We start from the raw sequence: 22,323 nt of genomic DNA, 5'->3' as shown, positions 1-22,323 counted from the left end.
TCGTCCGCCCTATCGATGCGCCCGGGCCGTCATATGTTTTTCCCAGATCTGCGTCGCCTGCGCTGCCGTGCCGGTCTTGTGGAAGCGCAGCAGGTGCAGTCCTTCCGCCCGTCGTTTCTCGTTGAAGGCGCTGTTTTCGTAGTCGGTGCCTTCGACAATGCTCTCGCTTTGAAGAACGGCCTTCAATTCCTGCACATAGTGTCCGGTGATGTTGAAAAGCGCTTCATTCTCGGGTGCGTCTGTCATCGTTTTCCCTATGGGTGGTCGCGTGGCATTCAACGCGGTGCCGGTTCAGCAGGCCACGTCGGTAAGATGCATCAAGCAATCCGCGCCCCTATGGGAAAGGCTGGTATCGGACAGCGTTTAGCTGGGGTGTCTGTCTGGAGTTCCATATATCATGCAGCAGCGCCGCCTTACGAATCAAGGATCAAGGCGCGGCGGGTCTGAACGGCCGCATGTTAAACCACTTGCCGCCCCGATACCATCTCAATCGGAATGCCGAAGGATATCGGGGAGAGAGCCGTCTTCAGGCACAACGGCGTGTCTGTCCGTCATTGGTCGTTCCGGTGCCTACAGGAAGACGCCCTTGAAAACGATATAAACGATAAAGGCCAGGCTGATTGCCGGCGTCAATTTCACCAGAAAGTCGAGATATCTGAACTCGCCGATATGCCGGGCCAGGCTTTTCCAGGAATGAATGTTTACCGTGGAAGGCATCATGCCCTCCCTTGGTTGGGGCTGGGGAACTCTGACGACCCCTGGTGGCAGCGCCCGTTCACAAACTGCCGCCATAGCAGATATGGGCTCCAATCGTCGGCGCTACAAGTCGTGGCGAAGTGGCGGTCCGGCTGAGATCGCAAAGAGGCGCACGATCGCACAGCGCGGCGCGGGCATGTCCGGGCGGCTGGGCGCCTCCGGACAGGATTGCGCTTTTACCTCAACCATCGCTTCGATCAGTTTCAGCCGATCGAATTTCCGCCGTTGATCGTCATAGAGCCTGCCCAACAGCGCGTAGGCCGGTCCCGCGGGACTGCCCTTGAGCGACAGTCTCCTGACCACCGTTTCCTGATCGGCAACGCGGCGCGCGGCCTTCACGACATGGCGACGTGCCAGCTTCAGGTCTTTCGGGCGGTATCGGGTCGAGACCATGAGTTTTGCTTCCCCAGTCATCCGGCAACACCAGGACGATGGCCGTTTCAGCTTGCCGGCGCGATGCTTTCCAGCGATTAGCGAAAATCTTCGGCCCTGAGCGTGAAGTTGTTGCCACGCCGATGCTGATAGACTCTCGATGCGGCTTCCTGAATCGAGGAGCGCGCGGCATCGAAGGCATTGAGGTAGGCGGCCTCGGAGGAGTCTCGCGTGATCGCGCTGCCGAGGGCCGCGTCTTCGACCAGAAATCTGACCTCGAACATGCCGTCATAGCCGGTGAAGCGGACACCTTTTCTGGCTTCGTCGAAGCTACGGCTTCTGTTGGGAAAAATAAGTGCCATTGCGGTTGTCCTTGGAAGTGGGCACGAGCCGATGTGAGGACCTCGGGCCTGGCGATGATAATGGATGCACGATGGCGATCAGCCTGCCGGCCTGTCCGGCCGTCTGCAGGTCTTAATGGATGGTCTGCACGATGACCCGGCTTTCAAGCAAGGCTTCCGATGTCTTGATCAAGCGCATCGTGCCCGTGATGACCTCATCCGAATAGAGAGAATCGGCACGGGAGATTTCGTCCGTCATATCGTGGAGAACTTTGTTGATCTCCAGCAGAGGCGGCACGAATTCGACCAAACCTGCTGCTGCCAGCCCGTGCGTTAGGCGCGCGATCGCTTCTCTCAGGTGATTGACGAGCGCACGTCTTTCCACCGCCATTGCTGACGGCTTTGTGAGGGTCGCTTCATCGTTGAACTGCATGATGCGTATCCTCCTCTATCTAAAATGGGTTCCGCCACGGCTTTATCAATGGCTACATCAATGGCTATTGGCGAATGAGGTTGCGGTCAGGTGGCAAAGAGCGCAAGCTGATCCATCGGCGGGCACGATACGGGCACCGCTGCTTGGGGCGCGCCAGTGAATACTAGCGCCAGTAAACCCTAGCCCCAACGAAGGAGGACGCCATGTCTTCCACATCTGATCAATTCTTCGATATCGACAATTTGAGGATGCTCGATCGCATTCTGCGAAAGGCCGGCTTTCGCGGCGGCGAAACTTACGCGGCCGATGATGCTGAGATCAGCGCGACGAGTTTTCTCATTCATTGTTTCCAGACGGGCATCGTCGATGAGGCCGCGCTGAAATCGGCTCTGAAAATGTATCTGGCAACGCAGCTGAGTTCCGGTCCGCTTCCTCAGGCGATGGAGGATGGCTCTTTTGCAAGATGGCAGGATGACGGCGGCGCCCCGACGAAAGCCTATCGGATCGCGCGCTATACGGCGCCTGGGCCCACGACCGCATCGCTACGGCCATTGGGCTACCGTTTTCCCAAGACCAGACTGCCTGAACGCGTGTTCGAGATCCCCTGAACGGATCTTGCCGCGACGTCCCCCGGCTAGCCCGGTCGATCGTCGCGATGACATGACGAACAAGGAAGAAGACATGCCTCGCAATCACGCCGATCAAAGGGACGGGATCGGGAAACGCAAGATCACCGCCGTGCGCAAAAGCGCATCGGTCAGCCCGACTGCCGACGATCTGATAAGCCAGGCCCGTCACGCCCGGTCACCGTCGGCGGAGCAGGGGATTGATAGCCCTGATGACCAGGCCTATGGCGTGGCCCGCACGCATAAGGGTCCCTTCGACAACGCGACGGCATTCAGCGCTCCCACTTACGAGCATGATCTGCCGACGCGGCAGCAATTGGAGGCCGCGCAACGCAGCCAATCCGATGCGATCAAGCAGCAAGAGGCAAACCGCCAAAAAGGCAAATCCCGCATTCGCGCCAAGGCGACGAAGCTGAAATCTCCCTGAGCGGAAATGGAACGGAGCGGGCTGCCGGTCCGTCGAAAAGCCCGCTCCAGGCAGGCTTCTCATTTCATGGCACAGCTCAGGCGACCTCACGCAGCCCCAAACGGCACGGCGACGAAGGTCTTGTTGCCGTCGCGGCCATCTTAGGCCGCGGTAAAGGGCACGGCGACAAAGGTTTTGTCGCCGTCGCGTTCGACGAGCAGCAGCACCGATTTGCGGCCTGATTTGCCGGCCTCCGCAATCGCGGTCTTGACGTCGCGGGCATTGTGGACCGGTCTGTCGTTCACCGAGACGATGACATCGCCGGACTGAATGCCGGCGGCGGCGGCCGATTTGTCCGGGTTGACGTTGGCGACCACCGCGCCGCTGATCGAGCGCGGCAGGTTGAGCTTCTGGCGCACGTCGGGCGTGAGGTCGGCAAGGCCGATGCCGAGGCTCGGCTGGCCGCTGCTCTGGCCTTGAGTGTCGGGGCTTTCGGCTGCGGCTTGTTTCTGGCCGGCCTCATTGGTGCCGACGGTGACGTCGAGATTGATCGTCTTGCCGTCGCGCCAGATGCTGAGGGCTTCCTTGGCGCCCGGCGAAAGGTCGGCCACCAGCCGCGACAGGTCCTTCGGGGTCTTGACGGTCTCGCTGCCGACCGAAGTGACGATATCGCCGGGCTTCACGCCCGCACGTGCTGCGGGCGTATCGGCGGTGACGGCGGCAACCAGCGCGCCGCCTGCCTTATCGAGGCCGACGGCATCGGCGACATCCTTGGTGACCGGCTGGATCTGCACGCCGAGATAGCCGTGATCGATTGAGCCGTCCTTCTGCAGCTTGGCGACGATTGCCTTGGCCTCGTCGGAAGGAATGGCGAAGCCGACGCCGACGCTGCCGCCGTTCGGCGAATAGATGGCGGTATTGATGCCGACGACATTGCCGCTGCGGTCGACCAGCGGCCCGCCTGAGTTGCCGTGGTTGATCGGCGCGTCGATCTGGATGAAATCGTCATAAGGCCCGCTGTGCAGGTCGCGGCCACGCGCCGAGACGATGCCCGCCGTCACCGTCGTGCCGATGCCGAAGGGGTTGCCGATCGCCAGGATCTGGTCGCCGAGCTTCAACCTGTCGGAATCACCCCAGGCAATGGTCTGCAGCGGCTTGCCCGCCTCTATCTTCAACACGGCGACATCGGATTTCGGGTCGGTGCCGATCAGCTTGGCCGGCAGTTCCGTGCCGTCATCGAGCGTCACCTTGATGTCGACGGCATTGTCGATGACATGGTTGTTGGTGACGATCACGCCGTCGGGGCTGATGATGAAGCCCGAGCCGAGCGCCATCGCCTGCTGCGAGGGCCGGTTTTTCGGCGCCTGGCGCGGCAGCGGGATGCCCTGATCCTCGAAGAACTGACGGAACTGCTCGTCCATCGGCGACTCCTGCTGATCGGCGCTGACATTGGTCGCCTTCATTGTCGTGGTGATGGTGACGACGGCAGGCTTGTCGGCATCGACGATGGAGGCGAAGGAACCGCTGGGGGCGAGAACGCCGCCGGCATCCGAAGGCGCGGCAAAGGCGCTGGACGAATTGATCGTAAAGGGCAGGCATGCGGCGCCAGCGATGATGGCGGCCCCGACAAGAGCTGCGGTGCGATGTTTGTGGAGGATAGGTGACATGGCGGTGATCCCTTGGACGGTGGTCCCTTGCGAGAGCGTTGGTTTTGGATGGCGTCGTGGTTCCATGTCCTGGGACCTGGCGTCGGATGGCGTTTGGCGCCAATTGCTTTCATCGCAGCGCAGTCGTCGGGGGGACGGCGACCGGGCGAATGGAAGAATTCGCGCTCGGGATTCATATGATCGCGGCCAGCGGATTTACAAATTAAATATTGATCATGTTTATATTGCCGATTTGTAAGATATGACGGGGATTTAATCTTCGCTCCGATGCTTTCGGGCTGGCTGACGCTTCCGGAAATTCCGGCCGGTTTTGCCGCGCCCGAGTATCCTCCGCGACATTTTCATTCGAAAATAAATGGACTTATTCCAGGGAGTGGTGATCCGATCGCCGCAGATGCCCGTAATTTGCCGACGGACAATCCTGCTGCTGTTTCTGGACGTTGTTTCCCCGGAACCTGTTGCTCATACAAAATGTTAGTAGACTCTAAATTATTTCTTCTTCAGAAAGTGAAAATCGCGAATCGAAGGCAGGTGAGTCTCGCGTGCAGCATATGAGGGATGATGGGCAAGTCAGTGGGGCCGGGGCGGAAGGCCAGGCGCGGCGCGCATGTGAAGTTGAGCGATGTGGCGAAAAAGGTGGGGGTCAGCCCCATCACCATTTCGCGCGCGCTTCGCAATCCTGAAATCGTCTCGGAGGATCTGCGCGAGACCATCCTGCGTACGGTGAGCGAGATGGGTTATATCCCCAATCTCGCCGCTCGCGCGCTCGCCGGCCGCCATAACGGCGTCGTCGGCGTCATCACGCCCGCTTTGCACCAATACGGCTTCGCCGACCTGATGATCGGTATCGAGACTCGCTTCCGCGACGCCGAGTTCACCGTTCAATATTCCAGTACGCTGCACCATGCCAAGGGCGAGGCCGGCCTGCTGAAATCCTTCCTGACACAGAAGCCGGCCGGGGTGATCATTGCCGGCGCCGAATCCTATAGTGATCTTCTGCCGCTGATCGGCAATGCTGCCTGTCCGATCGCCCATATCACCGATCTCAGCCAGGAGCCGGAAAAGCTGGTCGTCGGCCTCGATCATCATGCCGCCGGCGCCGAACCCACCCGCTTCCTGTTGTCGAGGGGCTATGAAAGGATCGGCTTCATCGGCCGCGGCGGGGATGTCCGCTCGCGCCGCCGCATACAGGGTTATGAGGCTGCGATGCGGGAAGCCGGGCGTTTCAACCCGGATCTCGTCATCGGCGGGGATGCGGCAAGCCGCATCGGCCTCGGCAGGGAGTTGTTTTCCCGGCTGTTGCAGCGCGTGCCCGATATTGATGCCGCCTTTGCCCAGAGCGACGAACTGGCGCTTGGCGTCCTCATCGAATGCAAAGCGCGCGGTATCCGCGTGCCGGAGGATGTCGGCATCTGCGGTTTCAACGATTTGGAATTCTCTTCCTTCACCGAGCCGACGCTGACGACGGTGCACTTACCGCGTTACGATATCGGCTATCGCGTCGCCGACATGCTGCTGCGCGCCATCCGCGACGAACCGCCAGGCGAAGACAAGGTCAACTGCGGCTTCTCGATCATCCCGCGCGGCTCGACGCGCTAAGCCGGTCCGATCTGCCGAATGAAATGCGACGGACCTGTCGTAGGCGCGAACTAGGCACAGATCAGATTATTCCCTATACGGATGGAATGATGATCACTGTGCTGAAAAATGGATAACACAGGACTGTCTCTCGACAGAATGCGCACATTTGTCCGCGTCGCCGAACGCGGCAACCTGTCGATGGTCGCAAGAGAGCTAGGTATCGGTCAATCCACCGTGACGCGACACCTCAATGAACTTGAGGAGGCTGTTGGCGTCCCGCTTCTCAGCCGAACCACGCGTCGCGTGACCCTTACGGACGAAGGTAGTCGCTATTATGCGAACTGCCTTCAGATACTGCGCCTGGTCGAACAGGCCGCTGAAGAAGCGAGAGATGCCCGTCAGGCGCCTGCCGGTGCTGTTCGACTTTCTTGTACGGCTGCGCTCGGTGTGATGCACGTCACGCGCCTCATCTTTGAATTCCAGGACAAGCATCCGGACATCAGAGTCGACCTCAACCTGACGGACGAGCGCATCGACCTGGTTCGCGAAGGTGTTGACGTGGCACTTCGTCTTGGACCTCTCGCGGACAGCGCGATGAAACTTCATGCGCTCGGAGAAAGCCATCGGCTGCTGGTGGGCGCTCCGACTTATTTGTCCGTTCACGGACGGCCGCAGCACCCTGCCGATCTGTCACGCTACGAAACCGTCGTGATGTCCAATGTGGCGGGGAGCGATCGGGTCGTTCTTTCCTCTCCCGATGGCACGAGCCTGATAATCCCGGTCAGTGGAAAGCTGCGCGTCGATCACGGGCTTGCGGCGCGCGAAGCCCTTGCCGCCGGACGCGGCATTGGTCCTACACACCTCTGGCTGGTCCACGATCTTCTGGATGACGGCAGGCTCGAGGTCGTGCTTGGCGACTATCGTCCTTCGCCGGTTCCTCTTAGCTTGCTGATCGTTCCGGAGCGTGCGGCCATTGCCCGTGTCCGTCTTCTCGTCGACTTTCTTGTCGCCGAGCTTTCCAAATTGCCGGGAATCAGGCCCTCGTAAGTCTTTGTTTTTAAAGATGTCGTTATCGCAAAACCGCTGCACTGCTTTGCGCGACATGCCTCAAAGTCCGAAAGTCCGCTTATCGCCACGCCACCCCGTCGTCCTGAGATATTGTTCCCAGTTGAGCGTGTCGGGGTTCAGGCGACGGCTCCAATCGAGGTTGTGCTCCTTGCCGAAATAGCCATATTCGACAGCATATTCGACCATTCCCAGAAGCTCTCGAACGAGAAGTTCGTTGGCCGCAAACTCTGGAAAATAGTGCAGCAGGCCATCCCGGGTGAAAGCGTTTCGATATTCGGCCTTGAGGCCGGTCACGCGCTGAAAGGTTTCGACCATCTCGCGCGGAGAAATGATGTCGCCAACGATCGGCAGCGTTTTGCCGTTATAGCGCTCGGGGTTTGAGAAAATTTCGAGGACGACCGGCCCGGTCGCCGTCAGCGGATCGACAAAGGGCGCTCGGAAATCTTCAGGCAGATAAACCGGCAGGAGCAGCGTATCGCCCTCCATGCGCGGCACGTAATATTCGAGAAGATTCGTGTAAAAGAATGCCAGCATGACGAAGGAATGAGAGATCGGCAGGCTGCGAATATAATCTGCGACGCGCGCTTTGTCGGTAAAATGCGGCGCATACTTCGTCCCACCGGTGATCTTGTCGACATCCTCAAGCGTGCTGAAAATAATATGCCCGACGCCGGCCTCGACGGCGGCATCCGCCAGTTGCCGGCCGAGAGCGGCCTCGATGGTTGCTGGCGGGACGATCGGCGGCGTCATCAGAAATGCGCCATCGGCGCCTTGGAAGGCAGCGACGAGGTTCTTTTGACGGCCAAGTTCGAGAGGGACGGCTACGATCTCGGCGCCGCCTTCTTCCAGACGTAACGCTTCGGGCGAATCCTTCGTCCGGGTCAAAGCACGCACCCGGAAACGCTGGCTCTGAAGGAGTGTCGCGGCGACGCTGCGCCCCTGTTTGCTCGTTGCGCCGGCAATCGCGATAAGTGGCTTTTCATGTGCGGACATAGAGCTTCAAACCTTTCCCTGTCATTTGACGCCGACTGCGGTGCAAGGCGTCATTTTGCGGGAGGGCGGTCGGCCTGTGCCGAGAGCCCACCTCAATGGCGGGCACCCTATCTCAACAGGTTCTATGGCTGTAGATATCTGAAATACATAACATAATGCCATTTTATGGATAAATGGTGCCGTCCAAGCGTCGTCGAAACCCGCCCCGAGGACGGAAGCGCCGACAGCGATCCATAGACTCTGCCGGCGCTCTTTCTCTGAGCAATCAAGGTATCAGCAGAATACTGCCCGCCGAGCGTCCCGATTCCATCTCTTCGTGGGCCTTGGCAACATCGGCCAAACAATACTCAGCACCGATCTGCGAAACGATCCCTGTTTCCATCGCCCCGACGGCAGCCAGAGCCGCCTCGCGATATTGTCCGACATCGGTGCACCAGGCCATGATGCTCGGATGGCAGAGCGCCTTGCCCGGACGAAGTTCCTCGACAGGTACCGGTGGAATAGCTCCGGCCGCCTGACCGATGGTGACGGCCATGCCGAATGGCCGGACAGAGCGTATGCTTTTGAGAAGTGTGTCGCCGCCGATCCCGTCATAGGCGACGTCGACCCCGAGTCCGTTCGTGAGCCGCTTCACCTCGGCGACGATATCGGCGCCTCGTCCAACAATAAGGTGATCGGCCCCATAAGATGCGGCGAGTGCGGCCTTTTCCGAAGAGCTGACCGTCCCGATCACGGTGGCATCGAGCGATCTCGCCCAGCGAACGAGGATGCTCCCAAGCCCACCCGCAGCCGCATGGATCAGAACCTGAGTGCCTGCGCGCACATTGTAGGTCTTTTTCAACAGCATGTAGGCGGTCATGCCTTTGAGCAGCGAACTCGCTGCCGTTTTCGCTGAAACGGCATCAGGAAGTTTTATCGCCCTTTCAGCAGCAATATTCCTGGTAGAGCGATAGGCGCCAACCGGAGGCCCTGCATAGGCAACGCGGTCACCTTTTTGGAAGATGGAGACGCCAGGACCGACATCGTCGACGATGCCTGCCGCCTCGGCACCGATCACCGCGGGGTAGGAGGGCATGGGGTAGATGCCCTTGCGGTGATAGACGTCGAGAAAGTTGGTTCCGATCGCCTGATGACGGATCGTTATCTCGCCATCACCGGGAGGCTGACAACGGTGATGCTCAACGCGGAACTGGGTGACGTCACCGGGGGCGTCCAGCCATATGATTTGGTCAGTCATCTCGTGCTCCTTCATGGGCACAAATTATCCGGTGGCCTGATGTGTGAAAATTCCCTATTGTTTCACAATGATTGGGAGAGAATTCACAAGGATCGATTGGGACGACCTTCGGCATTTCCTGGCGCTCGCGCAGTCGGGAACGTTGCTTGGCGCCGCAAAGCAGCTCGGCGTCGAACATGCCACGATCAGTCGGCGGGTTTCGTCGCTGGAAGCCAGCCTGGGGCGCAAGCTCGTAGACCGCCGCGGGCGGCGCATCATTTTGACCTCGGACGGAGAGCAGGTCGCCAGGCACGCAGCTCTTGTCGCGGTACAGACTGCGGCAATCGAGCAGCTTGGTCGCAGCAGCGCCACGGAATTGCATGGCCAGGTGAGGATCAGCGCGCCTCCCGCTCTCTCAAGCGTGCTCCTGGCAAAGCCGATCGCGGCCGTCAGGCGAGACCATCCGGGTGTTCAGATCACGCTCGTCGGAGAAAAGCGCCTGGCGTCCCTGAACCGACGAGAGGCGGATATCGCCGTGCGCATGTCGCGTCCCGAGGACGGCGATTACGCCATCGTCAAGCTCGGCGAGACAAGCTTCCATCTCTACGCAGCAAAGACCTATCTCGAAACGGTTCCACCGTCGGACTGGACCTTCATCGGTTACGACGAAACCATGAACGCCTCGCCGCAACAGTTGCGGCTGATCGAACTGGCCGCCGGCCGGCCGATCGCTGTGAGGTCATCTGTTCTGGAGTTTCAGGCCGCAACCGCAAGACTTGGCGCCGGTGTCGTCATGCTCCCCGATTTCGCCGTCCCGGAGTCCAGCGGTCTCCAGCGCATTGAGAACGAACAGGCTTTGACTCGAGAGGTCTGGCTGGTTGTCCATTCTGACATCAAAGACGTCCCCTCCGTCCGCGTCGTCGTCGATGCGCTGAAAACCGCTCTCGGGAAATAGTCAGGTCAGTTGGCTGGGTCGCAAAGCGCCAGAAGCGATGGCTGCCCTCTTACGGTCTCACGGGACCGATCAGCCCTCATCCCCGAGGTGCGGAGGCCAAGGGCCGAAGCCTCGAAGGACGGGGGCGGGTGCTGAGCAGCCACCGTCATACTGCCGGAGCACATACGTCGTTTTATCAATAGGTTACGGTGTGCCTGGACACCAGATGGTAACGCGAAATCATTAGGTTTTCTTGAAAAGTGTCCAGACCTATTTAACTCGCTCAGACAGCCCGGCCTAACCCCTTTTGCGATATTGACTCCGATCTGCATCCTGCCAATCTGCATCCATACGTTGGAACCAATGGGAGGTTCTTGTCTTGGATGCAGTATACCCTGGGCATGAAGCAAGCGCTCACGATATTCTGGAACTGGCATCGTATTACCGAACGGCCGCGACTTTGCTTGGGGAATGCTCCCCTCGGGGCAAATCGCTGTCGCACGCTCCGCGCCGGTTTCTGGCCCTCCACTCGATCGAGCTCTACCTGAATGCGTTTCTGCTCGCCAAAGGGCGTGACCCTAAGATGATCCGCGGCCTTCACCACGACATTGGCGAGCGATCGCGATGGGCGAAGGAAGCGGGCTTAATCTTCCGAAAGCGAACGGAGGAACACTTGGCGACGCTGTCCTCCAACAGGGAATATCTCGTCACAAGATACGATCCGGCCGCCACGCTATCGCAGGTCAACCGGGTGATGGCGACGCTCGAAGAGTTATCGCAGAAGGTGAGGAAGGTCATCGACGTGGATAAGTCGAACAACGGGAGAACTGCCCGTCCAAACCTGTGAGCATCGGCGATTCGTGCGATGACGCCTTGATGGAACCGGGCGATTCCAACGCTTGAAGCGAACGGCGCAGGGCACCACCCATTACCCCGGAAGAGATGCCGGCGACCGTGTATTGGTCTCCGCGTCGATCAGGATGAAGGAGCCGTAATTGCGGTTCTGCTCATAGGGGTCGATGATCGCCGCTTCGTCGAAGACGAGCCGGACTTTGCCGATGGCGTTCATGTAGAGCCGCTGGGCGGCGTTCCAGCTGCCGGTCTTCAGCTCCAGATCGTTGTCAATGCACGACTTGGGAAGCTGCCGACATCAATTCCTGGGAATTCAGTGCCTTGAATGTCTGGAGCCCAGCCTCCAGGACTTCAGTGAAGCTCCAGCGTACGATGCCCTCCCGGTCGATGAGGAACTGACCGACAAGCTGCCCGTGGTCGGCAGTCATCATCTGCTGATCGGCTTCCGTAATTTGATATCCTTCCTTCTCGTTGATGAATTCGTCCATTGCCATCACGCTCATAGGCTCGGGCAACTCGCCCGGCAGGTCGATCCGTATTGCCATGACCGTGTCGATCCCGACCTCGCGTAGGCCGAAGGCTTGGTGCGAAGCCCTTATCGGGTCGGAAGCGGCAAGAAGATCGGGTATCGGATGGTAGCGGAAATAGAGCCGCGCGCGTTCGACCGGGGTGTTTACCACCGCCAGGGATTGGACGCCTTTTTCACGCAGCATCGGGTTGAGATATGCCATGGCCGCGACATGGCGCCGGCAGAACGGGCAATGCAGGCCCCGAAACAAACCGATCAGCAATGGGCTGCGGCCACGAAAATCATCAAGTGCGATCTTCCCCTCGCTCGAGATCGCATCAAACACAACGTTCGGGACCCGGTCGCCCGGTTGTAGCGGATGGTCGACATGGCTCGTGGACATTGGACAACCTCCTCGCTCGGGGATCAGTCGAGAAAAGGCGCCGAGTTAGTGCATCGAGGTCGAGATTGAGCGCTGCAAGGCCTGACCTCTCGTCTTACCGCACCGCCTGGATCCGATCTAAGAATGGCCCCACATTGGCCCGCGGGCAAGCGGAAAACAGCGAATCGTGAATTGGAAAAGTCCGTTTTCTGCAAACTCTGATTTTTTTAGCGGCTGTAGAGGCCGACACAGAAAATTGAGCTGGGGAAGCCCCTATCGCAAAGTCTCAGGTTCTGATCGGTTCTTGGCCGTTCGGCAGGGAGTCCGCCAGCCGCAGCCAGAGGATTCGGCCTCGGTAAGGGGCCAGTCTTGCTGGCCCCTATCCCTAATCAGATATCGCTTGCGGCGCTCGACCAGAGATCGGCCGCTTCGGCGGCCGTCATGCGTCGTACCTCGGCCTCATGGCTGCGGCTGGCGAAGAGTTCGCTTGCCATGATCTGCTCGGCAAGATCGGCCGGAAGCGAGAGGATGACGCGGGCTTCGCCATTGTGGAGGCCGCCGAGTTCGGTGCGCTTGCCGGTCACCATGCCGCCGGCGACCGTATTGTTGGTCTCCGGATCGATCAGGATGAAGGACCCGGAAAGCCGGTTCTGCTCATAGGGATCGAAGATCGCCGCTTCGTCGAAGACGAGCCGGACCTTGCCGATGGCGTTCATGTAGAGCCGCTGGGCGGCGTTCCAGCTGCCGGTCTTCAGCTCCAGCTGGCTGAGCGGCTGCACCTGCACACGCTGGCGGCGGCTGCCGCTCTTCAGCCAGTAGCGCTTGCCGGGCTCGATGCCCTCGGGCTGGAGTGCGACGATCTGCGCGTCGAAGGCAAGGCCGACCTGCGGCTGGGCGTCGATCGAGACGATCATGTCGCCGCGTGCCACATCCACCTGGCGGTCGAGCACCAGCGTGATCGCGTCGCCGGCAACGGCGGCATTGCGCACGAGATCGAAGGTGACGATCTTGGAGACGTTGGCGACCATGCCCGACGGCAGGATCATGACGCTGTCGCCTGGTTTGACCGAGCCGCCGGCAACCGTGCCCTGATAGCCGCGGAAGCTTTCGCCGGGACGCGAGACGCGCTGCACGGAAAGACGGAAGCCGACCGTCTGCGACGAGCGCACGGTCGCAAGCTCCAGCGTCTCCACCAGCGTCGGGCCGGTATACCAGGGCATCGCGGCATGGCCGGGATAGACGACGTTTTCGCCCTTCAGCGCCGACATCGGAATGGCGGTGATCTGCTTGACGCCGAGCGACAGGGCAAATTCCCGGAACTCGTGGCTGATCTTGTCGAAGCCGGCGCGGTCGTAGCCCGTCAGGTCGATCTTGTTGACGGCGAGCACGAACTGCTTGATCCCGAGCAGCGAGGCGATCGTCGCGTGGCGGCGCGTCTGCTCGAGAATGCCGAAACGCGCATCGACCAGCAGGATGGCGAGATCGGCGGTTGAGGCGCCGGTCGCCATGTTGCGGGTATACTGTTCATGGCCGGGCGTATCGGCGACGATGAAGGAGCGCTTGTCGGTCGAGAAGTAGCGATAGGCGACATCGATGGTGATGCCCTGTTCGCGTTCGGCCTGCAGGCCGTCGAGCAGCAGCGCGAAATCGGGCAGGCCGAGATCGTTCTGCTTGCCGGTGGAATCGCGCTGCAGGGTGGCGGCCTGGTCTTCCTTGACCGCCTTGGTGTCCCAGAGCAGGCGGCCGATCAGGGTCGACTTGCCGTCATCGACGCTGCCGCAGGTAATCAGGCGCAGCGGGCGCGAGTCGCGCAGAGCTTTCTGCTGCTCGGCGGCGGGCAGGTTGACGACGGTGGCGGCCGAGACGGCGGTTTGGGCTGCGGTCATCTCAGAAATATCCTTCACGCTTCTTCTTTTCCATGGAGCCGGACTGGTCGCGATCGATGGCGCGGCCCTGGCGTTCGGACACAGTTGCAATTTCGAGTTCGGCGATCACCTCTTCGAGGGTGGTGGCCTGGGAGCGGATGGCGCCGGTCAGCGGGAAATCGCCGAGGGTGCGGAAACGGATCATGCCTTCCTGGCGGACCTCGCCGGGCAGCAGCTCCAGGCGCGGGTCTTCGGCGAGGATCATCATGCCGTCGCGCTCCACGAACGGACGCTTCTTGGCGTAGTAGAGCGGCACCAGCGGAATGTCCTCGGCCTGGATGTAGCGCCAGATATCGACTTCGGTCCAGTTCGACAGCGGGAAGGCGCGCACGCTCTCGCCCTTGCGGATCATGCCGTTATAGATGTTCCAGAGTTCCGGCCGCTGGTTGCGCGGATCCCAGCGATGGTCGGGCGTGCGGAAGGAATAGATGCGCTCCTTGGCGCGGCTGGCTTCCTCGTCGCGCCGCGCGCCGCCGAAAGCGGCGTCGAACTGGCCGGCATCGAGCGCCTGGCGCAGGCCTTCGGTCTTCATGATGTCGGTGAAGGCCGCCGATCCATGGGTAAAGGGCGTGATGTTTTCGGCAGCACCGCGCGGATTGATGTGCTCGATCAGATCGAGATCGTATTTCTTCGCGGTCTCGTCGCGGAAGGCGATCATCTCCCTGAACTTCCAGCCGGTATTCACATGCAGCAGCGGGAAAGGCACGCGGCCGGGATAGAAGGCCTTGCGCGCCAGATGCAGCAGCACCGAGGAATCCTTGCCGATCGAATAGAGCATGACGGGACGCTCGAATTCGGCTGCAACCTCGCGGAAGATATGGATGGATTCGTTTTCCAGCGCCTTCAGATGCGGGTCGAGCGGCGCCTTGGCGCTCTGGGGATTGCTGAGTTCCGTATCGAGACGGCTATCGGGCATGTCTTACTCCAGACTGTCGGTCGGTCGTTTGCGGCTCACCGCAAACAATTCCTTGATGTGGCTTCCCCAAGAATGTTGCTTTCCCTGGGAATGTTGGCTTTCCCAAGGCTGCGGCGGTCGCCGCGCCTTGATTTTTGGGAAAGCCGTGGGGTGATTTACTGTGCGGCGATCGCCGCGGCCTCTTCGGCGACATGCAGGCCGCATTCGCGCGTTTCGTCCTGCTCCCACCACCACCGGCCGGCACGTTCCGGCTCGCCGGGCTTGATCGCCCGCGTGCAGGGCTCGCAGCCGATCGAGGGATAGCCGCGCTGATGCAGCGGATTGACCGGCACGCCGTTTGCGGAAACGAAGGCCTTGATCGCCTCCAGGTCCCAATCGGCGAGCGGATTGACCTTCAACAGGTGGCGTTCGGCATCATACTCGGCAAAGGGCGTTTCCGCGCGGTTGGCCGATTGGCCGCGGCGCAGGCCGGTGATCCAGATCGCAGCACCCTCCAGCGCGCGGGCAAGCGGCTTCAGCTTGCGCACGCCGCAACAGGCATGCCGGGCTTCGACGCTCTCGTAGAAACCGTTGAGGCCGTATTGCGCCGCATAGGCGTCAATATCGGCCTTCTCCGGCTCGAAGCGGTGGATGCGGATGTCGTACTGGTTTTCGGTCTCGTCGATCAGCGCCAGCGTTTCGGGAAACAGCCGGCCGGTCTGCAGCGTCGCGACATCGATCGGCAGGCGGTGCGTGCCGATCTCGGCGGTGATCACCTGGTCCTCGATGCCGAGTGACGTCGTGAACACCACGCGGCCGCCGAGGCCGGAGACCAGCGACAGACGTCCGGCAAGGTCGAGGCCCGCCAGCCTGTCATTCAGCGCCTTGGCTTCCGCAATCGGCCCTTCTTCCAAAATTGGATTGATAGCAGTCATGAGAATCCTGTCCTTCGTTGACGGGAGTATCGCAGTTCATACGGGGATCGGACAGAAAAAGGGATTTCGAAAGCTGCGGCCGGAGGAGCAAATATCTCTCCGAAGCTGCCGCGATGCAGAAAAGCAGCCGCATGCGGATGAAAATCCACATCGGCAGCTTGAATGTCTATAGAAATAGTAGAGTTACACGCAGCCTGTCAATCCGAAATCTGAAGTGATGCCGAAAATGGTGCGGAAGGCGCGGTTTTGGCATAGATTAAGAGAGCTTGGCCGAGAGCAAAAAACAAGGCCAAAACGCTTGTCTCTCAAGGCTTTCTCCAGCGCGTTCAAATTCGGTTCATGCTGGTTGTGCCATAGAGGTGAAAGTACTTCCGTAGCAGTGCGGAAATTCGCGCTGCCTGTGTGTGTCGATGGTCAAAAATGATTACGCAAAAGGCGAAATATGCGCTGCGGGCGCTCACGGTCTTGGCTGACGCCGATGCCGGAGAACCGGTGATGATTTCCGATATCGCGGCGCAACAGAAGATCCCGAAGAAGTTTCTCGAACAGATCCTGCTCGACCTGAAACATCACGGCGTCGTCGCCAGCCGCCGCGGCAAGCAGGGCGGTTATCTCCTCCTCAAGCCCGCCCACACGATCACTTTCGGTGAGATCCTGCGCATCATCGACGGCCCGATCGCCCCGCTTCCCTGTCTCTCGATCACCGCCTATCGCCAGTGCGACGATTGCGACGGCGAACAGAACTGCCAGATCCGCCACGTCTTCGCCAAGGTCGCCGACGCCACCCGCAAGGTGCTGTTCTCGACGACCATCGCCGATGCCGTCGCTCCAAAACACAGCGCCGAAGTCACCCGGCTGCTGGCCTGAAGATCGCGCATCTTTCTTCAAGATTTGGTGAAATCCCTTTTCTTCCAGCCGGCATGCTCCACCTGCCTGCCCATAGGGTAGGGAGGACATCATGTTCAGAATCTCAGCACAGCGCATCATCGCTGCGGCCATGCTGTCGACGGCTTTCGCCACCGGCGCCATTGCCCATCATGGCTGGTCCTGGGCCGAGGCGGATCAGATCGAGCTTGCCGGCACCATCGAGAAGATCTCCATGGGCGGGCCGCATCCGACCCTTGACGTCGCCACCGCCAATGACGGCGTCTGGCTGGTCGAGCTCGGCAATCCGCGCCAGACGGAACGCTCCGGCTTCGTCGAAGGTGTCGCTAAGCCCGGCGATAAGGTCGTGGCGCTTGGAAACCGTTCGCAGGATCCAAAGGAGAAGCGGCTGAAGGCGGTGCGCCTCACCATCGGCGAAAAGCGCTACGATATCTATCCCGACCGCATCAAGACGAACTGACCCGGGCCAACCGAGCTGTGATCGACATTCTCGAATGGCTGTCAGCCACGGCACCTGCGGCCGCGCTCCGGCGCTCCGGAACGCTCTACATGTTCGTCAACGCCGCCCATATCCTGGCGATCGGCCTTCTCGTCGGCGCCATCCTGCCGCTTGATCTCAGGCTCGCCGGCCTCTTCCGCAGGGTGCCGGTCGAGATCGTTGCGCTGTTTCTCTCCCGCTGCGCCGGCATCGGCCTTGCCGCGGCTCTTGTCACCGGCTTCTGCCTGTTCAGCGTCCGGGCGGTCGAATATGCCGGCAATCCCGCCTTCCTCGCCAAGCTCGGGCTGATTGCCTTCGGATTACTCAACGTGCTCGTGGTGCATACTGGGCAGGGTTGGCGAACGGCAATCACGGCCGGCATTCTGCGCCCTGCCATAAAGGTTTCGGCGGCTCTGTCGGCGGTGACATGGATCGCCGCACTTGTGGCGGGACGCTGGATCGGATTTCTCTGATGCGATTCGGCGACAAGGGCGGGGGTCAGCGTCTCAGCACGCGCCGCGCCTCGTAAGCTTCCAGGAACTCCGGAGAAGCGACATCATCGGCCAGCGCGCGAAGCGCAGAAGCGGAACGACCCAGGACCACCTCAACGCGTTGGTTAGCGTCAGCCCACAAGACCAAGGCCTCGTGCAGACGATGCTCACCAGACGTCGTCAGCGTCGCATGCTTCGTGCGGCCATCGTGTTCGTCCGGCATGAGCCCGACCAGTCCGTCCCGGACCAGCGGGCGAAGTGCGTGGGTCAACGCGGAGATGCTGACGGCGAGGCGCTCGGCCAGGGATTGCAGGGTAGGCCATTGATGGCCGCCTTCGCGCAACGCAGCTATCTGGGTCAGAAGCCCGACCTGGGTGGCCTTCAGGCCGGTTGGCGCTACCGCATCGTCATAGAGCTGGCCTAGTCGCCGTGACGCGCGTCGAAGAGCGGTGTTTGTGCACACAAGTTCGGACAGGAGTTCGGGCGGGCTCAGCCTGCCCCCACGCAGTTCCTCTCCAAGATTGCCAATCGAAAGTTTCTTACCCATCTCGCCAAAATAGTTGAGCACTCAGCCATTGACAAGAGTCAGATCTAGCCATACTTAAACTTGAGCACTCAACCAAATAGGAATTTGACATGTCTGTATCGCTTAAGCCTGTTGCCGTCGTCACCGGCGCTTCTGCCGGCATCGGCGCTGTGTACGCCCAACGCCTTGCCGAACGGGGCTATGACCTCATCCTCGTAGCCCGGCGCGCCGATCGTCTGAAGGCGCTCTCGGCCAAACTGGACGCTGCCCACGGCACGACAGTCGAGGTCGTGGAAGCAGACCTCACGAAAGATGCCGACGTGACCCGTGTCGAAAATATGCTGAAGGCGAATTCGGCGATCACGCTCCTCGTCAATAACGCCGGCAACTCAACGCTGGCTCCGGTGGCCCAGACCTCGGAGGAAGACGCGGCAGCGATGATCGCACTCAACGTCACCGCGCTCTCGCGCCTGACGCGTGCCATTCTGCCCGCATTCCTCGACCGCAACGACGGCGCGATCATCAATGTCGCTTCCGTCCTGTCCTTCCACGCCCTGCCCATCAGCGCGATCTACAGCGGCACCAAGGGCTATGTGATGAATTTCAGCCGGGGCCTGCAGCAGGAACTGGCTGAGACCAATGTCCGTCTGCAACTCGTCATGCCGGCAGCCACGGCGACCGAACTCTGGGATTTGTCAGGCGTGCCGCTGGCATCGCTCAACCAGGCGACGGTTATGACATCCGAAAACCTGGTCGATGCGGCCCTGGCCGGTTTCGACAAGGGCGAAGACATTACGCTGCCATCCGTTGCCGACGCCACTCTATGGGATAAGTTCGACGAAGCCCGATCCGCGCTCTTCGCCGCGACGCAGACCGGTGAACCTGCGCCCCGTTACCGCGCCGTCTAAGTATCCGAGGGATCGACCGCACGGAGTAACGCCTGCGCCGGCCGGCGTCGGAGGAGCCGTGCGGGAGATCGATATTCATCTTAAGGAGATCCCCTTGCCCAGCTTATTCGACCAATACACGCTGAAAGGCGTGACGCTCCGAAACCGGATCGCAATTTCCCCCATGTGCCAATATTCCGCGATCGATGGCCTTCCCAACGACTGGCACAGCGTCCATCTCACAAGCTTGGCGCGCGGCGGCGCCGGCCTCGTCAACGTCGAAGCCACCGCCGTCTCCCCGGAGGGCCGGATCACGCCGGGCTGCACCGGTCTTTGGAATGATGACCAGGCAGAGGCCTTTGCGCCGATCGTCGCCGGTATCGAAAAGGCCGGCGCGGTCGCGGGGATCCAGATCGGCCATGCCGGCCGCAAGGGCAGTGCAAACCGTCCTTGGGAAGGTGACGATCATATCGCCGACGGCGATCCCCGCGGCTGGGACACCATCGCACCATCCGCCATCGCATTCGGCGGCGGCTTAAAGAAGGTGCCGCGCGCCATGACGAAGGCCGACATCGATCGCGTCCGTGGCGACTTTGTCGCTGCGGCGATCCGCGCGCGTGACATCGGATTCCGCTGGCTCGTGCTGCATTTTGCGCATGGCTACCTCGGCCAAAGCTTCTTCTCGTCGCATTCAAACCAGCGTGACGACGAATATGGCGGCAGCGCCGATAACCGCGGACGCTTCCTCTTGGAGACGCTGGCGGCCGTTCGTGAGGTCTGGCCCGAGGATCGTCCGCTGACGGCTCGCTTCGGCGTCATCGAGTTTGATGGCCGTGACGAGGAAACCCTGCAGGACGCGATAGAACTCGTCGGAAAATTCAAAGTGGCCGGCCTCGACTTCATTGACGTCAGCCTCGGTTTCTCGACCCCCGCCGCCAATATTCCCTGGGGCCCGGGGTTCATCGCGCCTTACGCCGATCGGGTCCGGAAGGCGGCAGCCCTGCCCGGTGCGGCGAGTTGGAACATCACTCAGCCGGAGCAAGCGGACGAGCTCATCCGAAGCGGACAGCTCGACCTGGTGATGGTCGGCAAGGCGATGCTCGCCGATCCGCATTGGCCCTACGCGGCCGCGCGCAAGCTCGGTGTCGAGCGTCCGTCCTGGACATTGCCTGCCCCCTACGCACATTGGCTCGCCGCCTACCGCACTGCCTGAGTGATCGGGGCTCTCGGACTCGTTGAGGGCCCCTCGTTCTCTTCGCTTTGAAAAAACGCGAAGCACGGCCGCTGATTCACGGTTGCGATGTCATAGACACATCGCGCCTCACGTCAGACGGTTGAGCCGTGGCCGGAGCAGGATTTCCTTGATACGACATCTCAGGCACGTTCACCGCGACAGCGACGGTTCGGGCGAACGTGTCGGGACCGACGATCTTGCTTACGAATTCCGTCGTGCCGGCCTGAATGTCCTTCACTGATGTTGGTTTCTCATCGGTCGCTGACCGCCGCGCGCGGATTGATCCACGGTTCCTGGTTCGAGCGTGCCAGCGGCTGTTTGCCGAGGATATGGTCGGCCGCCTTTTCTCCGGTCATGATCGACGGCCCGTTCAGGTTGCCATAGGTCACGTGCGGGAAGATCGAGCTGTCGGCGACACGCAGGCCGTCGACGCCGATCACCCGCGTTTGCGGGTCGACCACCGCCATCGGATCGTCCTTGGCGCCCATGCGGCAGGTGCCGCAAGGGTGATAGGCGCTTTCCAGATGTTCGCGCAGGAAGGCGTCGATTTGTTCATCGCTCTGCACGCCTTCGCCCGGCTGGATCTCCGGGCCGCGATAGTCGTTGAAGGCGCTCTGGCCGAAGATCTCGCGGGTGAGGCGCACGCAGTGGCGGAATTTTTCCCAATCCTCGGCATGGCTCATATAGTTGAAGCGCAGCACCGGATCGGCCTTGGGGTCTGCGGAGCGCAAGCTCACGCTGCCGCGCGATTTCGACAGGTTGTAGCCGACATGGACCTGGAAGCCGTGGCTTTTCGCCGCCGCCTTGCCGTCATAGCTGATCGCCACCGGCAGGAAATGGTATTGGATATCGGGCTGCTTCAGCCCCGGTGCCGAGCGCAGGAAGGCGCAGGCTTCGAACTGGTTGGAGGCGCCGAGACCGCCACGCGAGAGCAGCCATTGCGCGCCGGCCACGCCCTGCCAGAACCATGGTAGCCACGAATAGAGCGACACCGGCTTGGTGCTCACCTGCTGGAAGTAGAATTCCATATGGTCCTGCAGGTTGGCGCCGACGCCCGGCCGGTCGGCTTTGACTTCAATGCCCATGTCCTGCAGATGGCCGCCGGGACCGATGCCCGACAGCATCAGGAGCTTCGGCGAATTGAAGGAGGAGGCCGAGACGATCACCTCGCGGTTCGCCTTCACCACCTCGATCTTGCCCTTGCGTTCGATCTCGACGCCGGTGGCGCGTCCGTCCTCGATCACGATCTTCCGCGCCAGGCCGTAGACGATCCCGACATTATCGCGCTTCAGCGCCGGTTTCAGATAGGCATTGGCGGCAGACCAGCGGCGACCGCCGAAGATGGTCTGCTCCATCAGCCCGAAACCTTCCTGCTTGCTGCCGTTGTAATCCTCTGTCGTCTCGAAGCCTGCCTGTTTGCCGGCCTCGATGAAGGCGCGGAACAGCGGATTGGTGAAGCCGCCGCGCTGCACGTGTAGCGGCCCGTCCGTGCCGCGCCAGCCCTCTTCGCCGCCATGCGAATGCTCCATCCGCTTGAAATAGGGAAGCACGTCGGCATAGGCCCAGCCGCTGGCGCCGAGTTCCTCCCAGCGATTGAAGTCTTCGGCATGGCCGCGCACATAGACCATGCCGTTGATCGAGGAGGAGCCGCCGATCACCTTGCCGCGCGGCGCGGTGATGCGCCTATTGTTGAGGTTTGCCTCCGGCTCGGAGAGATAACCCCAGTTATACCGCTTCATGCTCATCGGCCAGGCAAGGGCTGCCGGCATCTGGATGAACGGCCCGAAATCGCTGCCGCCCGCCTCGATGACAAGGACGCTGTTCTTGCCGTCTTCCGACAGGCGATAGGCGAGGGCGGAACCGGCCGAGCCCGAGCCGATGATGACGAAATCTGCTTGTTGCATGACGTTCCCTTAGATTCTTTGCAACGGT

The 22,323-nt window shown here is 60.9% G+C and carries 25 protein-coding genes and 1 pseudogene; 11 read left to right on the top strand and 15 right to left on the bottom strand.

Translation table 11 applies throughout. From position 1 onward, the window contains the following. Positions 1-9 precede the first annotated feature (9 nt). From FHT69_RS18650 to FHT69_RS18630, 5 genes are all read right to left on the bottom strand, one after another. Positions 10-246: a hypothetical protein gene (locus FHT69_RS18650; protein WP_018241121.1), complete on the bottom strand. Its 237-nt coding sequence runs from the start codon at positions 244-246 to the stop codon at positions 10-12. Between the two features lie 324 nt (positions 247-570). Continuing rightward, positions 571-717 carry a hypothetical protein gene (locus tag FHT69_RS18645; RefSeq protein ID WP_183905778.1) on the bottom strand — a complete coding sequence of 49 codons (147 nt, stop codon included), beginning with the start codon at positions 715-717 and terminating at the stop codon, positions 571-573. A 102-nt stretch (positions 718-819) separates the two neighbouring features. Then, complete coding sequence (locus tag FHT69_RS18640; RefSeq protein ID WP_244604793.1) at positions 820-1,149, bottom strand: hypothetical protein; 330 nt, start codon at positions 1,147-1,149, stop codon at positions 820-822. A 77-nt stretch (positions 1,150-1,226) separates the two neighbouring features. Further along, a complete protein-coding gene (locus FHT69_RS18635) occupies positions 1,227-1,490 on the bottom strand; it encodes a DUF1488 domain-containing protein (RefSeq protein WP_047614145.1) in 264 nt (87 codons plus the stop codon). Positions 1,491-1,602: 112 nt separating this feature from the next. Next, positions 1,603-1,902 (bottom strand): hypothetical protein, encoded by a 300-nt coding sequence (locus tag FHT69_RS18630; protein WP_028757657.1) that lies wholly within the window; start codon positions 1,900-1,902, stop codon positions 1,603-1,605. 203 nt (positions 1,903-2,105) lie between these two features. On the opposite strand from FHT69_RS18630, the gene FHT69_RS18625 reads away from it, so the two are divergent. Next, a complete protein-coding gene (locus FHT69_RS18625) occupies positions 2,106-2,510 on the top strand; it encodes a hypothetical protein (RefSeq protein ID WP_028757658.1) in 405 nt (134 codons plus the stop codon). Between the two features lie 52 nt (positions 2,511-2,562). Next, positions 2,563-2,955 (top strand): hypothetical protein, encoded by a 393-nt coding sequence (locus FHT69_RS18620; RefSeq protein ID WP_097630590.1) that lies wholly within the window; start codon positions 2,563-2,565, stop codon positions 2,953-2,955. A gap of 140 nt (positions 2,956-3,095) precedes the next feature. Here FHT69_RS18620 and FHT69_RS18615 read toward each other — a convergent pair whose 3' ends face one another. Beyond that, entirely contained in the window at positions 3,096-4,601 is a 1,506-nt protein-coding gene (locus FHT69_RS18615) for a DegQ family serine endoprotease (RefSeq protein ID WP_183905777.1), read from the bottom strand. Positions 4,602-5,162: 561 nt separating this feature from the next. Here FHT69_RS18615 and FHT69_RS18610 point away from each other — a divergent pair. Both FHT69_RS18610 and FHT69_RS18605 read left to right on the top strand, forming a co-directional pair. Then, the gene (locus tag FHT69_RS18610) at positions 5,163-6,200 is read left to right on the top strand and encodes a LacI family DNA-binding transcriptional regulator (protein ID WP_048338313.1); all 1,038 of its coding nucleotides are present in this window, start codon (positions 5,163-5,165) and stop codon (positions 6,198-6,200) included. Between the two features lie 108 nt (positions 6,201-6,308). After that, positions 6,309-7,229: a LysR family transcriptional regulator gene (locus FHT69_RS18605; protein WP_183905776.1), complete on the top strand. Its 921-nt coding sequence runs from the start codon at positions 6,309-6,311 to the stop codon at positions 7,227-7,229. 60 nt (positions 7,230-7,289) lie between these two features. Here FHT69_RS18605 and FHT69_RS18600 read toward each other — a convergent pair whose 3' ends face one another. Together FHT69_RS18600 and FHT69_RS18595 are read right to left on the bottom strand one after the other, a co-directional pair. Next, complete coding sequence (locus FHT69_RS18600) at positions 7,290-8,243, bottom strand: NmrA/HSCARG family protein (RefSeq protein ID WP_183905775.1); 954 nt, start codon at positions 8,241-8,243, stop codon at positions 7,290-7,292. A gap of 265 nt (positions 8,244-8,508) precedes the next feature. After that, complete coding sequence (locus FHT69_RS18595; RefSeq protein ID WP_047614487.1) at positions 8,509-9,480, bottom strand: quinone oxidoreductase family protein; 972 nt, start codon at positions 9,478-9,480, stop codon at positions 8,509-8,511. Between the two features lie 67 nt (positions 9,481-9,547). Between FHT69_RS18595 and FHT69_RS18590 the strand changes: the two genes are divergently transcribed. Both FHT69_RS18590 and FHT69_RS18585 read left to right on the top strand, forming a co-directional pair. Further along, on the top strand, positions 9,548-10,414 hold the full coding sequence (locus FHT69_RS18590) for a LysR family transcriptional regulator (RefSeq protein ID WP_183905774.1): 867 nt from the start codon (positions 9,548-9,550) through the stop codon (positions 10,412-10,414). 358 nt (positions 10,415-10,772) lie between these two features. Further along, the gene (locus FHT69_RS18585) at positions 10,773-11,240 is read left to right on the top strand and encodes a hypothetical protein (protein WP_183905773.1); all 468 of its coding nucleotides are present in this window, start codon (positions 10,773-10,775) and stop codon (positions 11,238-11,240) included. 111 nt (positions 11,241-11,351) lie between these two features. On the opposite strand, the pseudogene FHT69_RS18580 reads toward FHT69_RS18585, so the two are convergent. From FHT69_RS18580 to FHT69_RS18560, 5 genes and pseudogenes are all read right to left on the bottom strand, one after another. Beyond that, positions 11,352-11,507, bottom strand: a pseudogene (locus FHT69_RS18580) (elongation factor 1-alpha C-terminal domain-related protein); the annotation flags it as partial. 7 nt (positions 11,508-11,514) lie between these two features. Continuing rightward, the gene (locus tag FHT69_RS18575) at positions 11,515-12,156 is read right to left on the bottom strand and encodes a peroxiredoxin-like family protein (RefSeq protein ID WP_063476602.1); all 642 of its coding nucleotides are present in this window, start codon (positions 12,154-12,156) and stop codon (positions 11,515-11,517) included. Between the two features lie 368 nt (positions 12,157-12,524). Further along, positions 12,525-14,021 carry a sulfate adenylyltransferase subunit CysN gene (cysN, locus tag FHT69_RS18570; RefSeq protein WP_047614164.1) on the bottom strand — a complete coding sequence of 499 codons (1,497 nt, stop codon included), beginning with the start codon at positions 14,019-14,021 and terminating at the stop codon, positions 12,525-12,527. Position 14,022: 1 nt separating this feature from the next. Next, a complete protein-coding gene (cysD, locus tag FHT69_RS18565; RefSeq protein ID WP_047614166.1) occupies positions 14,023-14,976 on the bottom strand; it encodes a sulfate adenylyltransferase subunit CysD in 954 nt (317 codons plus the stop codon). A 155-nt stretch (positions 14,977-15,131) separates the two neighbouring features. Then, positions 15,132-15,890: a phosphoadenylyl-sulfate reductase gene (locus FHT69_RS18560; protein WP_047614167.1), complete on the bottom strand. Its 759-nt coding sequence runs from the start codon at positions 15,888-15,890 to the stop codon at positions 15,132-15,134. 420 nt (positions 15,891-16,310) lie between these two features. On the opposite strand from FHT69_RS18560, the gene FHT69_RS18555 reads away from it, so the two are divergent. From FHT69_RS18555 to FHT69_RS18545, 3 genes are all read left to right on the top strand, one after another. Further along, complete coding sequence (locus FHT69_RS18555; RefSeq protein ID WP_047614168.1) at positions 16,311-16,757, top strand: RrF2 family transcriptional regulator; 447 nt, start codon at positions 16,311-16,313, stop codon at positions 16,755-16,757. A 91-nt stretch (positions 16,758-16,848) separates the two neighbouring features. Next, positions 16,849-17,235 carry a DUF6152 family protein gene (locus FHT69_RS18550; RefSeq protein WP_025554871.1) on the top strand — a complete coding sequence of 129 codons (387 nt, stop codon included), beginning with the start codon at positions 16,849-16,851 and terminating at the stop codon, positions 17,233-17,235. 17 nt (positions 17,236-17,252) lie between these two features. Then, positions 17,253-17,726 carry a DUF6644 family protein gene (locus tag FHT69_RS18545; RefSeq protein WP_029723151.1) on the top strand — a complete coding sequence of 158 codons (474 nt, stop codon included), beginning with the start codon at positions 17,253-17,255 and terminating at the stop codon, positions 17,724-17,726. A gap of 25 nt (positions 17,727-17,751) precedes the next feature. On the opposite strand, the gene FHT69_RS18540 is transcribed toward FHT69_RS18545, so the two are convergent. Continuing rightward, positions 17,752-18,291 (bottom strand): MarR family winged helix-turn-helix transcriptional regulator, encoded by a 540-nt coding sequence (locus tag FHT69_RS18540; protein ID WP_025554875.1) that lies wholly within the window; start codon positions 18,289-18,291, stop codon positions 17,752-17,754. An 89-nt stretch (positions 18,292-18,380) separates the two neighbouring features. Between FHT69_RS18540 and FHT69_RS18535 the strand changes: the two genes are divergently transcribed. Both FHT69_RS18535 and FHT69_RS18530 read left to right on the top strand, forming a co-directional pair. Then, complete coding sequence (locus FHT69_RS18535) at positions 18,381-19,178, top strand: SDR family NAD(P)-dependent oxidoreductase (protein ID WP_063476606.1); 798 nt, start codon at positions 18,381-18,383, stop codon at positions 19,176-19,178. Positions 19,179-19,272: 94 nt separating this feature from the next. Continuing rightward, the gene (locus tag FHT69_RS18530) at positions 19,273-20,370 is read left to right on the top strand and encodes an NADH:flavin oxidoreductase/NADH oxidase (RefSeq protein WP_063476607.1); all 1,098 of its coding nucleotides are present in this window, start codon (positions 19,273-19,275) and stop codon (positions 20,368-20,370) included. A 272-nt stretch (positions 20,371-20,642) separates the two neighbouring features. Here FHT69_RS18530 and betA read toward each other — a convergent pair whose 3' ends face one another. Next, positions 20,643-22,295: a choline dehydrogenase gene (gene betA, locus FHT69_RS18525; RefSeq protein WP_063476608.1), complete on the bottom strand. Its 1,653-nt coding sequence runs from the start codon at positions 22,293-22,295 to the stop codon at positions 20,643-20,645. Positions 22,296-22,323 lie beyond the last annotated feature (28 nt).

It is taken from the genome of Rhizobium sp. BK008, assembly GCF_014197345.1.
Classification (GTDB): domain Bacteria; phylum Pseudomonadota; class Alphaproteobacteria; order Rhizobiales; family Rhizobiaceae; genus Rhizobium; species Rhizobium anhuiense.
The sequence above is the reverse complement of the archived record's forward strand: the minus strand, read 5'-3'. Positions and strand labels throughout refer to the sequence as shown.